At 57.2% G+C, this 13,335-nt stretch carries 12 protein-coding genes; 11 read left to right on the top strand and 1 reads right to left on the bottom strand.

From position 1 onward, the window contains the following. Window positions 1–7: 7 nt before the first annotated feature. The gene (cgtA, locus tag FDP08_RS19410; protein ID WP_137437960.1) at window positions 8–1,204 is read left to right on the top strand and encodes an Obg family GTPase CgtA; all 1,197 of its coding nucleotides are present in this window, start codon (window positions 8–10) and stop codon (window positions 1,202–1,204) included. Window positions 1,205–1,336: 132 nt separating this feature from the next. After that, window positions 1,337–2,461 (top strand): glutamate 5-kinase, encoded by a 1,125-nt coding sequence (gene proB / locus FDP08_RS19405; protein WP_137437959.1) that lies wholly within the window; start codon window positions 1,337–1,339, stop codon window positions 2,459–2,461. 222 nt (window positions 2,462–2,683) lie between these two features. Here the strand turns inward: proB and rpsT are convergent, their stop codons facing one another. Continuing rightward, the gene (gene rpsT / locus FDP08_RS19400) at window positions 2,684–2,953 is read right to left on the bottom strand and encodes a 30S ribosomal protein S20 (protein WP_137437958.1); all 270 of its coding nucleotides are present in this window, start codon (window positions 2,951–2,953) and stop codon (window positions 2,684–2,686) included. Between the two features lie 284 nt (window positions 2,954–3,237). Between rpsT and murJ the strand changes: the two genes are divergently transcribed. The 9 genes from murJ (at window position 3,238) to FDP08_RS19355 (ending at window position 13,323) form a co-directional block, all read left to right on the top strand. After that, a complete protein-coding gene (gene murJ, locus FDP08_RS19395; protein WP_137437957.1) occupies window positions 3,238–4,818 on the top strand; it encodes a murein biosynthesis integral membrane protein MurJ in 1,581 nt (526 codons plus the stop codon). Between the two features lie 65 nt (window positions 4,819–4,883). After that, window positions 4,884–5,855 carry a bifunctional riboflavin kinase/FAD synthetase gene (gene ribF, locus FDP08_RS19390; protein ID WP_137437956.1) on the top strand — a complete coding sequence of 324 codons (972 nt, stop codon included), beginning with the start codon at window positions 4,884–4,886 and terminating at the stop codon, window positions 5,853–5,855. Between the two features lie 35 nt (window positions 5,856–5,890). After that, on the top strand, window positions 5,891–8,710 hold the full coding sequence (gene ileS / locus FDP08_RS19385; protein WP_137437955.1) for an isoleucine--tRNA ligase: 2,820 nt from the start codon (window positions 5,891–5,893) through the stop codon (window positions 8,708–8,710). Window positions 8,711–8,735: 25 nt separating this feature from the next. Continuing rightward, window positions 8,736–9,242, top strand: a complete 507-nt coding sequence (gene lspA / locus FDP08_RS19380; RefSeq protein WP_137437954.1) for a signal peptidase II — start codon at window positions 8,736–8,738, stop codon at window positions 9,240–9,242. Window positions 9,243–9,267: 25 nt separating this feature from the next. After that, window positions 9,268–9,720: an FKBP-type peptidyl-prolyl cis-trans isomerase gene (gene fkpB / locus FDP08_RS19375; protein ID WP_137437953.1), complete on the top strand. Its 453-nt coding sequence runs from the start codon at window positions 9,268–9,270 to the stop codon at window positions 9,718–9,720. Window positions 9,721–9,893: 173 nt separating this feature from the next. Then, a complete protein-coding gene (gene ispH, locus FDP08_RS19370; protein WP_137437952.1) occupies window positions 9,894–10,847 on the top strand; it encodes a 4-hydroxy-3-methylbut-2-enyl diphosphate reductase in 954 nt (317 codons plus the stop codon). 177 nt (window positions 10,848–11,024) lie between these two features. Then, a complete protein-coding gene (locus tag FDP08_RS19365) occupies window positions 11,025–11,630 on the top strand; it encodes a GspH/FimT family pseudopilin (protein WP_137437951.1) in 606 nt (201 codons plus the stop codon). A 41-nt stretch (window positions 11,631–11,671) separates the two neighbouring features. Continuing rightward, complete coding sequence (gene pilV / locus FDP08_RS19360) at window positions 11,672–12,220, top strand: type IV pilus modification protein PilV (protein WP_137437950.1); 549 nt, start codon at window positions 11,672–11,674, stop codon at window positions 12,218–12,220. Between the two features lie 8 nt (window positions 12,221–12,228). Then, window positions 12,229–13,323, top strand: a complete 1,095-nt coding sequence (locus FDP08_RS19355; protein ID WP_137437949.1) for a PilW family protein — start codon at window positions 12,229–12,231, stop codon at window positions 13,321–13,323. Window positions 13,324–13,335: the final 12 nt, after the last annotated feature.

The following is a 13,335-nucleotide window of genomic DNA, read 5'->3' as shown; positions in this document are numbered from 1 at the left end:
TTGATTGATGAAGTTCGTAGACGAAGCCACCATCATTGTTGAGGCGGGCAAGGGCGGCCACGGTTGCCTGAGTTTCCGTCGTGAAAAATACGTGCCCAAAGGTGGCCCCGATGGTGGTGACGGCGGCGACGGTGGGTCTGTGTACCTGGAAGCCGACAGCGCGCTCAATACGCTGATCGATTACCGGTTCCAGCGCAAACACAAGGCGGAGAACGGCCAGCCGGGCTCCGGCCGTAACTGTACTGGCATCAAAGGCGAAGACCTGGTGTTGCCGGTACCGGTAGGAACGACTGTTGTGGATATGGACACCCACGAAGTTTTGGGCGATCTGACCCGCGCCGGTGAGCGACTGAAAGTGGCTCAGGCAGGCTTCCACGGCCTGGGCAATACCCGCTTCAAGTCCTCGGTGAACCGGGCTCCGCGCCAGACCACCAAAGGCTCCGAAGGCGAGCTTCGCAACCTGCGACTGGAACTGAAAGTACTGGCGGATGTCGGTTTGCTGGGAATGCCCAACGCGGGCAAGTCCACCTTTATCCGTTCGGTATCGGCGGCCCGGCCAAAAGTGGCGGACTACCCGTTCACTACCCTGGTGCCCAATCTTGGTGTTGTCAGCGTGCAGGCCCACCAGAGCTTCGTAATTGCCGACATCCCCGGCCTCATCGAAGGCGCGGCGGAAGGCGCAGGGTTGGGCATCCGCTTCCTGAAACATCTGGTTCGCACCCGTTTGCTGCTGCACCTGGTGGACGTGGCACCCTATGACGGTTCCTCGCCTGTTGAAAGCGTTCGCGCCATTGAGCACGAACTGGAGAAGTTCAGCGAAACCCTCGCCAGCCGCGAGCGTTGGCTGGTACTGAACAAGGTGGACATGGTTTCTGAAGAAGACCGCGAGGCCCACTGCCAGGCCATCGTTGACGAACTCGACTGGAAAGGCCCGGTGTTCAGCATCTCCGCCCTCAGTGGCGAAGGCACAAAACCATTGACGCAGGCGGTTATGCGCTGGATTGAAGATCAGGCTCAGGAAGAAGCAGAAAACCCCGAGTTTGCCGAGCGTGAAGCTAAGCGTCGCCGCCAGATGGATGAAGAGGCGCGGGCTAGAATCGAAGCAGAGCGCCAGATTCGCCGCGAAGCCCGTCAGGGTGACGATGATGACGACGACTTCGATGACGACGATTACGATGTCGAGGTAGTTTACGCTCCTGAATAGTGGAGTAGCGCCGGCGGGCAGGACGTTGCGGGACACGCTGTGAATACATCCATGTACGCTCGACAAAAACATCCCTGTTTTTGACGGTCCCGCAACGTCCTGCCCGCCAGCTTATCCATGGATTGAGTTAGCATGAGCAAAAGAATACAGCTACGCCAGGCTCGCCGCCTGGTCGTGAAAATCGGAAGCGCGCTGCTGACCAACGATGGCCGTGGTCTGGATGTGGCCGCCCTGGGGTTATGGGTGGACCAGATTGCCGAATTGGTCACGGCGGGCGTTGAGGTAGTTATTGTGTCTTCAGGCTCTGTGGCTGAGGGCATGAGCCGCCTGGGCTGGACGGTTCGCCCGGAACAACTGCACGAACTTCAAGCCGCAGCCGCCGTCGGCCAGATGGGGCTGGTACAGACCTGGGAAGCCCAGTTCAAGCGCCATGACATACATACCGCTCAGATTCTGCTCACCCACGACGACCTGTCTGATCGCAAGCGCTATCTCAACGCCCGCAGCACCCTGAGGGCGTTGCTGGACTTTGGCGTGGTGCCCATCGTCAACGAAAACGACACCGTGGTCACCGACGAAATTCGCTTCGGCGACAACGACACCCTGGGGGCTTTGGTTGCCAACCTGATCGAGGCCGACGGCCTGATCATACTCACCGACCAGCTCGGCCTGTTTGACAAGGACCCCCGCAAAAACCCGGACGCCAAAATGGTTGACGAACGCCGCGCCAGCGACTCCGAACTCGACGCCATGGCTGCTGGCGGAGCCGGCACCCTTGGCCGCGGCGGCATGCAAACCAAAGTCCGCGCCGCTCGCCTGGCCGCCCGCTCCGGAGCGTTCACCGTTATAGTCGGTGGCCGGATCGAAAAAGCCATTGCCCGCCTTCGCGACGGCGAAAGTATTGGCACCCTCCTGCTCCCCGAGCAAGGCCGAATCGCCGCCCGCAAACAATGGCTGGCCAGCCACCTCCAGACCCGCGGCAAACTCACCCTCGACCAGGGCGCCGTTAACGTCCTCTGCCGGGGCGGCCGCAGCCTGTTGCCGGTTGGAGTAAAAAGCGTATCCGGCCAGTTCCGCCGCGGCGAAATGGTCTCCTGTGTCGACGAAACCGGCAAAGAAATCGCCCGCGGCCTGGTCAACTACGACGCCGACGAAGCCAGAGCCATCGCCGGCCGCTCTAGTGATCGCATCACAGAAGTACTGGGCTACATCTCCGATGAAGAAATGGTCCACAGAGACAACATGGTGATTGTCTAGAAGTTCTCTCCCAACTCTGGAGGCAGGGCTGATCACCTACTCCGAAAACCGTGCATTGCCATGGATGGCAATGCCGAGCCCCCATGGATGGGTTCACGGCGTGTTTTCGGAGTAGGTGATCAGCCCTGACTGTGCTCGAGGTCAGGCAAGCAAGAAATAGAAAGGCACAAAAAAAACCGGCCAATCTGGCCGGTTTCTTCATTAAAGTTCTGAAAGAGCGTTTTACGCGCTCTTCAGAGCCTTGATGCGGGCACTCAGACGGCTCTTCTGACGAGCAATCTTGTTCTTGGCGAACACGCCCTTGTTAACCATGCTGTCCATAATCGGCTGAGCCTGCAGGAAAGCCGCTTGTGCTTCCTCAGGCTTGTTAGCTTCAATGTTGGCCTGGACTTTCTTGATATAAGTACGCGCCATGGAACGCAGGCTGGCATTGTGCTTGCGGTTCTTCTCGTTCTGACGTGCGCGCTTCTTGGCTTGCGGGGAATTTGCCACCGTATAACTCCTGAGATCTGTGAAATCCGAAATTCGTGTGAAACGATTCGTAAAAATCGCGGGCGCGCCAAAACCAGCGCGTCGAAATAAATGACGCGGAACTATGCCGCCAACTCCCCAAAATGTCAAGACTCAACGGGATTTCATCCCGGTATCCACAAGGCCTGTGGTAAACTCGCCGCTCGTTACCGGAGAGCCTCTGACGACCTTAAGTAAATACCGAAATCAGGGTCATTACGCGCCGGAAAGCTCCAGACTCTATCAAACCATTGTCCAGGCCACGAATGTCGTCCGAACCTGAGCAGACAGAAGAACAGAAGGCACTGCCCAAGCCGCCGGGACTGCTGAGGTCATCCGGCGTGGTCGGCATAATGACCATGATTTCACGAGTCCTCGGCCTGGTTCGGGACATGGTGATTGCCCGCTATTTCGGAGCTGGCGCCAGCGCCGATGCTTTCTTTGTAGCCTTCAAAATCCCTAATTTCCTGCGCCGCCTGTTCGCCGAAGGCGCCTTTTCCCAGGCCTTTGTGCCGGTGCTTTCCTCCTATCGGCAGCAGGAATCGGTGACCGAAGTCCGGCGACTGGTGAATGCTGTCGCAGGTTCTCTGGGTTTGGTGCTGCTGGGCGTGACCGTTGTTGCCATGCTGGGCTCGCCGCTGCTGACGGCCATTTTCGCCCCGGGCTTCCTGGATGATGAGGTCAAGTTCGACCTGGCCAGCGACATGTTGCGCATTACCTTCCCGTACCTGTTGTTGATTTCGTTGACGGCTTTTGCTGGCGGCATCCTCAACAGCTACGACCGCTTTGCCATACCCGCGTTTACGCCGGTATTGCTGAACCTGGCGATGATCGGGGCTGCCATCTTCCTGTCGCCGTTGATGGAAACCCCCATCATTGCCCTGGCCTGGGGCGTGTTCATTGCCGGGGCGTTGCAGTTGTTCTTCCAGATTCCCTTCCTGATGCAGTTAGGGCTGATGCCGCGGCCCAAAGTGGACTACAAGCACGAAGGCGTCAGCCGGATTCTGAAGTTGATGGTGCCAGCGCTGTTCGGTGTGTCCGTGAGCCAGATCAATCTGCTGCTGGATACCGTACTGGCTTCGTTTCTGCAGACTGGCAGCGTTTCCTGGCTCTATTACTCAGACAGGCTGGCTGAGCTGCCCTTGGGTGTATTCGGTATAGCCATCGCCACCGTGATCCTTCCGAGTCTGTCCCGCAAGCACGCGGCCTTGTCGGCGGACCAGTTCGCGGCGACACTGGACTGGGCTGTGAGGGCTGTTTTGTTGATTGGTCTGCCGGCCGCACTGGCCCTGGCCCTGCTGGCGGAACCATTGATCGCAACTCTGTTCCACTATGGGGAAGTCACCGACCGGGATGTCGCCATGGCGGCCCAAAGCCTGCGAGCCTATTCCGCAGGCCTGCTCGCTTTCATGCTGATCAAGGTGCTGGCACCCGGGTATTTTGCCCGCGAAGACACCAAGACCCCGGTCAAGATCGGTATCATTGCGATGGTGGCCAATATGGTGTTCAACCTGGCGCTGATTTTCCCGTTGGCGCATGCAGGGCTGGCGCTGGCCACCTCTCTGTCTGCTTGGCTGAATACCGGCCTGTTGTGGCGGGGTTTAATTAAGGAAGGTGCCTGGAAGTGGCAGCCAGGCTGGCCCCGGTTCCTGATTCAGATCGGGCTTGCCAACGCAGCCCTGGCCGCAGCGATCCTGTGGCTGCAGCCACCGGTTGATCGCTGGCTGGAGGCGGGAGGCCTTCAGCGTGCCACGGATATGGGTATTCTCGTAGTCTCCGGCGTTGCCGTGTATTTTATCGTGTTGGCACTGGCCGGGGTTCGGGTAAGACATTTCCGCCACAGGTAGGTTATAATCGCGCGTTTTCTCACCAGTGAAACCATACACCGCTGGCAAACAAGGGTTCGTTTTACATGCGTCTGATCCGGGGCCTGACCAACCTGAAACACTTTGCGCAGCAGGCCGATGGGCCGCTGGCCAACGGGTGTGTCGCCACCATCGGGAACTTCGACGGTGTTCACCTGGGGCATCAGACCATTATCGACCAGGTGCATGAGAAAGCCCTGGAGCTGAGAGTGCCCTCCATTGTGATGGTATTCGAGCCCCAGCCCCGAGAGTTTTTCCAGGGCCGGGAAGCACCACCACGGCTGATGGCATTCCGGCAGAAATTCGAGTCGCTACTGGCATCCGGCATTGATATTGTCCTCTGCCTGCGTTTTAACGAGCGGTTCCGCAGTTACTCCGGCATGGGCTTTATTGAGGACGTGCTGATCGACGGCCTCGGTGTTCGACACCTGGTGGTGGGGGATGATTTCCGCTTCGGCTGCGACCGCGCCGGTGACTTTGCGTTGCTCCGGGAAGTGGGCGACGAACGGGGGTTCACGGTTGAGAACACTCGCACAGTGACTGTCAACGGTGAGCGGGTCAGCAGCTCCCGGATCCGCAATGTGTTGGCCGAGAACCGGATCGAGGAAGCTGAAGCTCTGCTTGGCCACCCTTACCGTATCCGCGGGAGAGTGGTATACGGACGTCAGCTCGGGCGCCAGATTGGCGCGCCGACAGCCAACTTGTTGCTGCCCCACATGCCGGCGCTGGAAGGTGTCTATGTGGTAAGCGCCACTCTGAAGGGTGGAAGGGTACTGGACGGTGTTGCCAACATCGGGCTACGCCCCACCGTGGATGGCAAACAGCCCTCGCTGGAAGTGCACCTGTTTGACTTTGCTGGCACACTTTACGGCCAGCGACTTGATGTGGTTTTCCGCCATGCACTGCGGGACGAAGTGAAATTCGACTCGGTGGATGCCCTGAAACAGCAGATTGCCCGTGATTTGGACCACGCCCGGGCATGGATTGCAGATCATGGCTCCTCAGCCACCGGACACTGACCGACATTTAACAACCTGAGCTACGCACTTTTACCATGAGCGACTACAAGCACACTCTGAATCTGCCTGAAACCGCCTTCCCTATGCGCGGTAACCTCGCCAAGCGTGAGCCAGACATGCTCAAACGCTGGCAGGACCTGGACGTTTACGGCACCCTGCGTAAGCAGCGCGAAGGCCGGGAAAAGTTCATCCTTCACGATGGGCCTCCCTACGCCAACGGCAGCATTCATATCGGTCATGCGGTCAACAAGATCCTCAAGGACATGATCGTCAAGTCCCGTAGCTTTATGGGCTACGACGCACCGTATGTGCCGGGCTGGGACTGCCATGGTCTGCCTATCGAGCACAAGGTGGAGCAGGAAATCGGCAAGGCCGGAGTAAAGGTGGACTACAAGACCTTTCGCCAGGCCTGTCGCGACTATGCCACCAAGCAGATTGCCGGTCAGAAAGACGACTTTATCCGCCTGGGTGTCATGGGTGAGTGGGAAAAGCCCTACCTGACCATGGACCCGAAAGTAGAGGCGGGCATTGTGCGCGCCCTGGGTAAAATTGTCGCCAAGGGGCATCTGGTTCGCGGTTTCAAGCCGGTTTACTGGAGCGTGGTTGGCCAGTCTGCGCTGGCCGAGGCGGAAGTGGAGTATCAGGACAAAGTTTCGGTGCAGATTGATGTGCGCTTTACCGCCGTTGATCAGAAAAAGGTGCTTGACCTGTTCAGCACGAATAACGGGCGGGGCGATGTCTCGGTAGTGATCTGGACCACCACCCCCTGGACCATTCCTGCCAACCAGGCGGTGTCTATCCATCCAGAGCTGGAATATGCGCTGGTTCAGACGGACACCGGTAACGGTCCGGAGCGCCTGATTGTGGCTGCAGAAATGGTTGACGGCATCATGGCCCGCTGGGGCGTTGAACAATATGAAGTGCTGGCGACAGTGATGGGCGAAAAGCTGGACAAGCTGGCCCTGCAGCACCCGGTTTTCGATAAGCAGGTTCCGCTTATTCTGGGCGATCATGTGTCTACCGACGCCGGTACCGGTGTGGTGCACACCGCTCCTGATCATGGCGTGGAAGACTTTGAAGTGGGTAAGGCGTACGGCATTGGCACCATCAGCCTGGTCAAGGCCGATGGCACCTATACCCAGGCGGCCGGTGAGTTTGCCGGAGTGCACGTCTACAAGGCCGACGACCCGGTATGTTCTGCCCTGGAGCGCGAAGGCAAGCTGGTACGGGCCGAGAAGTTCAGCCACAGCTATCCCCATTGCTGGCGCACCAAGACACCGCTGATCTACCGCGCTACGCCCCAGTGGTTCATCAGCATGGAAAAGGAAAACCTTCGTAACGACGCCCTGGAAGCCATCAAGGGTGTGCGCTGGGTACCTGGCTGGGGGCAGAACCGTATCGAGGCCATGTTCAAGCAGTCCCCGGACTGGTGCATTTCACGCCAGCGCACCTGGGGCGTGCCGATCACCCTGTTTATCCACAAGGAAACCCAGGAGCTGCATCCGGACACCCAGAACCTGATCGAAGCGGTAGCGAAGGAAATCGAGAAGGGCGGCATCGACGCCTGGTACGACATCGACACTACAGATTTCCTGGGCAGCGACGCGGACCAGTACGAAAAGGTCATGGACACCCTGGACGTGTGGTTTGATTCGGGGGTTACCCACGAGTCCGTGCTGCGTCCCCGCGCGGAGCTGGGCCAGTTCCCGGCGGATCTTTATCTGGAAGGCTCTGATCAGCACCGGGGCTGGTTCCAGTCGTCACTGAAAACCTCCATCGCGATGAACGGCGTGGCACCTTTCAAGCAAGTGCTGACCCACGGATTTACCGTTGATGGCAAGGGCCGCAAGATGTCCAAGTCCCTGGGTAACGTGATCGCGCCCCAGGAAGTGATGAATGAGCTGGGCGCCGATATTCTGCGCCTGTGGGTGTCCGCCACCGACTACAGCGGCGAGATGACGGTGTCCAAGGACATCCTCAAGCAGACAGCGGACGGCTACCGCCGCATCCGTAACACGGCCCGCTTCCTGCTCAGCAATCTCACCGGTTTCGATCCGGAGCAGCACGCTGTCGTACCGGAAGACATGATAGCCCTGGACCGCTGGATGGTGGACAAGGCCCTGCGGCTTCAGGAAGAACTGCAGGAGGACTACGAGAACTACGCTTTCCTGCGTATTTACCAGAAGGTGTATAACTTCTGCGAGGCCACCCTGGGCGGTTTCTATCTGGACATCATCAAGGACCGCCAGTACACCACCCAGGCCGATAGCCGCGAGCGCCGCTCCTGCCAGACGGCCCTGTATCATGTGGCGGAAGCTCTGGTGCGCTGGATCGCACCTATCCTGAGTTTCACCGCAGATGAAATCTGGCAGCACCTGCCTGGCAAGCGTGGCGATACCGTGTTTTATGAAACCTGGTATGAAGGCCTGACAGCGCTGCCGGATAACGTAGAGCTTGGCCGCGAATACTGGAGCCGGATCTACAGCGTAAAGGAGGCGGTGAACAAATGCCTCGAAGAGTCTCGTGGTCGTGGTGAAATCAAAGGTTCCCTGAGCGCGGAAGTGACGCTTTACTGCGAAGGCGACCTGGCACAGGACCTGAACTATCTGGGTGAAGAGCTTCGCTTTGTGCTCATCACTTCTGAGGCTACGGTGAAGCCGGTGTCCGAGGCTGGTGATGCCGAACAGACTTCCCATGAAGGGTTGTTGGTGGAAGTGGTCCCTGCCAGCCATGCCAAGTGCGAGCGTTGCTGGCACCATCGCGCGGACGTTGGCCAGAGCGAGCAATACAGCGATCTCTGTGGTCGCTGCGTCACCAACGTGGAAGGGCAGGGTGAGTCCCGGTCCTTTGCCTGATGGAAGCCAGACTGTGGAAAGCGTAATGAGCGACACGGAAATAACCGGTTCCAAGCTACGCTGGCTCTGGCTGGCCGTGTTGGTCATCGTGCTGGACCTTGGCACCAAGGCCATGGCAACCGCGATGCTGACCTATGGCCATCCGGTGCCGGTTATGCCGATGTTCAACCTGACGCTGCTGCACAATACCGGCGCGGCGTTCAGCTTCCTGGCCGGCGCCGCTGGCTGGCAGCGCTGGTTCTTTGTCACCCTGGCAATGGTGGTGAGCGTGGTACTGGTGGTCTGGCTCAAGTCGCTGCGTCGCCATGAAACCTGGTCTGCCATTGCCATCGTATTAATCCTTGGCGGTGCCCTGGGCAACGTGTATGACCGGGTTGTCCATGGTTATGTGGTGGATTTTCTGCATTTTTACTGGAATGACTACCATTTCCCCGCCTTTAATATTGCCGACACCGCCATCACCATTGGTGCCGGCATGATGATTCTCGACATTTTCCGCAAACCCCGGGAATCCGATGGCGACCCGGAGTGAAGGAAGACAGGAGCGATAGCTGCCAATGAAAGAACTTCCCATAGACCAGGGCACCCGAGTCACTCTTCATTTTGCGCTGAAATTCAGTGACGGTGAAATCATCGACTCTACCTTCGAGAAAGAGCCGGCGACCCTGGAAATCGGTGACGACAACCTGCCGGAGAATTTCGAGGCCTATCTGATGGGCATGAAGGCGGGAGAACGGAACAGCTATGAAGTTCCGCCAGAGAAGGCCTTCGGGCAGCATAACCCCAACAACGTGCAGACCTTCAAGCGCAGCGAATTCAGTGCCGATATGGTACTGGAGAAAGGCGTGATGATTTCCTTCGCGGATGCGCGCCAGAGCGAGCTTCCGGGTGTGGTAAGTCGCGTGGAGGGAGATCAGGTTGAGGTGGACTTTAATCACCCTCTGGCGGGGCGTACACTGACGTTTGAAGTGGAAATTATTGATGTGGAGCCTGTTGGTCAGGCCCATTAATCGTATCTTGGCCTGGCAGCTTGAGTGCTTGTCAGCCTGCGGGAAGAGCCGTCCCGGGATACGCTGTGAATACGTCCTTGTACGCTCGACAAAAACATCCATGTTTTTGACGATCCCGGGACGGCTCTTCCCGCAGGCTTTCGCAAACTTGTTTGATATTTCAGGGCAATTCTATGCAAATCCGACTCGCTAACCCTCGTGGCTTTTGTGCTGGCGTAGACCGCGCAATTGAAATTGTGAACCGTGCCCTGGATGTGTTTGGTGCGCCAATCTACGTGCGTCATGAGGTTGTGCATAACAAGTTTGTGGTGGATAACCTGCGTAATCGTGGCGCTGTTTTTGTGGACGAGCTGGAAGAGGTGCCGGACGATAAACTGGTGATATTCAGCGCTCACGGCGTGTCCCAGGCGGTGCAGAAGGAAGCGGCACGCCGTGGTCTGAAGGTATTCGATGCCACCTGTCCGCTGGTCACCAAGGTGCACCTTGAGGTGATGAAGTACAGCCGTGACGGGCGTGAATGTATTTTGATCGGACACCATGGACACCCCGAAGTGGAAGGAACCATGGGGCAGTATGATCATGGCAACGGCGGTGAAATCTATCTCGTGGAAGATGAGAAGGATGTTGCCGGACTGGTAGTAAAGGACCCATCGAAGCTGTCGTACGTTACCCAGACCACGCTTTCCATGGATGACACTGCCCGGGTTATTGATGCCCTCAGAGAGAAGTTCCCTGAAATCCAGGGCCCCCGCAAGGACGACATCTGCTACGCCACCCAGAACCGCCAGGACGCGGTGAAACAGCTTGCAGGCGACTGCGACCTGATGCTGGTGGTGGGCTCCCCGAACAGCTCCAACTCCAACCGTTTGCGGGAACTGGCCGAGCGCATGGGCACTCCGGCTTACCTGATCGACGAAGCCTCGCAGATTGACCCGCAATGGCTGGCGGGTAAAACCTCTGTCGGTGTGACCGCTGGCGCCTCAGCGCCGGAAGTGCTGGTGAATGATGTGATTGCCAGGCTGCGGGATCTCGGAGGTGATATGCCGGAGGAAGTGTCTGGCCGTGAGGAGAATATTGTGTTCTCAATGCCCCGGGAGTTGCGGATTGATGTGGTAGAGGTGTCGTGACGGGCACTCGTTGCGCACCGCAGCTTCCTCTACTTCAACCTGCTTCATTGTGATTAACCTCTCATAATCCCATCGTTTTCTACCGTTTATCTTTTCGTTAAAGCCGCTTATCGAAATGCTGTGGATGTCAACATGACACTACAGTAATGTCAGCGTGTACAAAAACAGGAAGATTTTATGACATTGGCGCGAAGTAACCGGGGTTTTACGCTGGTTGAATTATTGCTGACAGTAGTCATTCTGGCCGTAGTGATAGGGTTTGCGATTCCGTCCTTTCAGACAATGGTTATGAATAACCGGATCATCTCTCAGGTTAACGAAGCAACGAGCCTGATCAGCTATGCCCGCAGTGAAGCCTCGAAATTACCGGATGCAACCATCACGGTTTGTCCCTCCACCGACGGCAGCTCCTGTGCTAATTCCGCAGCCTGGGAGGATGGCTGGTTAGTCATGCGCGATGCTGACGGCGATAGAACACTGGATGCCGGTGACGGTGATGAAATCCTGCGAGTCTTTCAGGGGCTGGCTGGAGGCAACACCCTCAGGGTTTCAGGCCTGTCCAGTTCTGGTGGCACTTACATCCAGTTTGCGGGCAATGGCTACCCAGTGCCGGAAAGCCTGGGTGCCTCGCCGGTGGGCACCATCAGTATTTGTGATTCCAGAGGGGCAGAGGAAGCAAAAGCCATCGTTGTAAGCGTATCAGGCCAAACTCGTCTCGCCCGCGATAGTGATAATGACGGCGTGCTAAATGACCATGGCGGCACCAATATTTCTTGCCCGTGAGTCCAGTTCGGTTACCTGTCAGTTATGCTTGGGAATAAAAGATGAAAACAAACCGCATTCCAGATTCAACCAAATCCGCGACGAGCCCGGGCAGTCGCTCAGGGGGCTTCACGCTCATCGAGATTCTCGTAACGCTTTTCATTCTTGCGGTAGGGCTTTTGGGCCTCGCCGGACTGATGGTCGATGGCATGCGAAACAATCAGGGTGCCTACCTTCGCACCCAGGCCAGTATCCTTGCCTATGACATGGCGGACAGGATGCGCGCAAACCGTGAAGAGGCCGAAGATGGGGGGGAGTACGACGGATTCTCCACCGCTAACGCATCCACAACGATACCAGCCTGCGCTTCAACTGCTAATGGCTGCACGCCAGAGCAGCAGGCAACGGTTGATAAGGTGCAGTGGACTCGCCAAATTCAGGGAGCGGGTTCGGGAATGACTTTGTTGCCTGGTGGCGTGGGAACCATAACCCACGACGCCACCGACGATATATTTACCATTCGCATCTCCTGGGATGAAAACAGGCGCGACGGTGATGCGGGCGAGAGTGTTACGGACGACAATGTCTTTGAACTGAGCTTTTCGCTATGAGGGACATTATGAGCTTTGAGACAGATTCCTTTAATTCTCGGGATATGGCAGTTCAGAAAGGCTTGTCGCTGGTTGAGCTTCTAGTTGCGTTGGCGCTCAGCGCAATCCTGATCCTGGGCATTTTTACGGTGTACATGGATTCCAGTCAGACCTCTCGCCTGAGTACGTCTCTGGCAAGAATCCAGGAGTCGGCCCGTATTGGCGTGGATATCCTGGCAAGGGACCTTCGTATGGTTGGCTTTCAGGGCTGTGCTGATCCGGACGATGTGACCATGAATGTGATCGCGGATAATCCACCTACGAATGATTTTTTTTCCACTACCCTTCGTGTCTGGGAAGTGACGGGGGCAAATTGGGCCGACGGAACGGAGTTTGATGGCCTTTCTATTGAAGCCAATGCCCGTGTTGGCAGTGATGTGATCGCGATACAGCGGGGCGAAATGGCGAATGTTGATATTACCGGGAACATGGATAATACCAATGCCAATATTCAGGTCGGTGGAGCGGAAGTCAATCAGTTTTCACAGAACGACATGGTTCTGATTTCCGACTGCGAGAGCGCGGATCTGTTCCGTATTTCCAGTAAACCGAGTAGTGATACCTGGGCCCATGCCAGCAATGTTAACTCAGGCAACAATCTCAGTCAGGCCTACAATGAGAACGCTCGGGTGATGAGGTTTTCGTCAACAATCTACTACGTCGCCGACACGGGACGCGACGACAGTCTCGGGAACGATATTTATGCCCTCTATCGAGCCAGGGATAACCTGCTTAACTCTGCCACACCCGACTTCCAGATCGATGAATTGGTGGAAGGTGTAGAGAGCCTCCAGGCAGAGCTAGGCGAAAAGCTCCCCAGCAACAGTTTCCGCTATGCAACTGCAGATGACGCAAGCCTTGATTTGACCCGAGTAGTGGCTGCCCGTATCGGCTTACTGGTCAGCGATACCGAAAGGGTCAGAAATGACAACGATCAGGCCAGTTACGACTTGCCGGGAGAGCTGATTACAGCTGCATCCGGCGCCGGCGCAGTGAAACATCCCGAAGATCGCCGATTGCGTAGAAGTTTTATCGCGACCGTGACCTTGAGAAACCGGGACTAACCACAGGCTTAT

Origin of the sequence: Marinobacter panjinensis, from assembly GCF_005298175.1 — a bacterium.
GTDB lineage: Bacteria > Pseudomonadota > Gammaproteobacteria > Pseudomonadales > Oleiphilaceae > Marinobacter > Marinobacter panjinensis.
Note: the sequence above shows the minus strand (reverse complement) of the source record. Positions and strands in the feature narration are given on the sequence as shown.

Coding starts and splice junctions, on each gene's coding strand:
- fkpB (WP_137437953.1), top strand. CDS start 9,268: ATGAAAGAACTTCCCATAGACCAGGGCACCCGAGTCACTCTTCATTTT.
- cgtA (WP_137437960.1), top strand. CDS start 8: ATGAAGTTCGTAGACGAAGCCACCATCATTGTTGAGGCGGGCAAGGGC.
- murJ (WP_137437957.1), top strand. CDS start 3,238: ATGTCGTCCGAACCTGAGCAGACAGAAGAACAGAAGGCACTGCCCAAG.
- proB (WP_137437959.1), top strand. CDS start 1,337: ATGAGCAAAAGAATACAGCTACGCCAGGCTCGCCGCCTGGTCGTGAAA.
- pilV (WP_137437950.1), top strand. CDS start 11,672: ATGAAAACAAACCGCATTCCAGATTCAACCAAATCCGCGACGAGCCCG.
- lspA (WP_137437954.1), top strand. CDS start 8,736: ATGAGCGACACGGAAATAACCGGTTCCAAGCTACGCTGGCTCTGGCTG.
- FDP08_RS19355 (WP_137437949.1), top strand. CDS start 12,229: ATGAGCTTTGAGACAGATTCCTTTAATTCTCGGGATATGGCAGTTCAG.
- FDP08_RS19365 (WP_137437951.1), top strand. CDS start 11,025: ATGACATTGGCGCGAAGTAACCGGGGTTTTACGCTGGTTGAATTATTG.
- ribF (WP_137437956.1), top strand. CDS start 4,884: ATGCGTCTGATCCGGGGCCTGACCAACCTGAAACACTTTGCGCAGCAG.
- ileS (WP_137437955.1), top strand. CDS start 5,891: ATGAGCGACTACAAGCACACTCTGAATCTGCCTGAAACCGCCTTCCCT.
- ispH (WP_137437952.1), top strand. CDS start 9,894: ATGCAAATCCGACTCGCTAACCCTCGTGGCTTTTGTGCTGGCGTAGAC.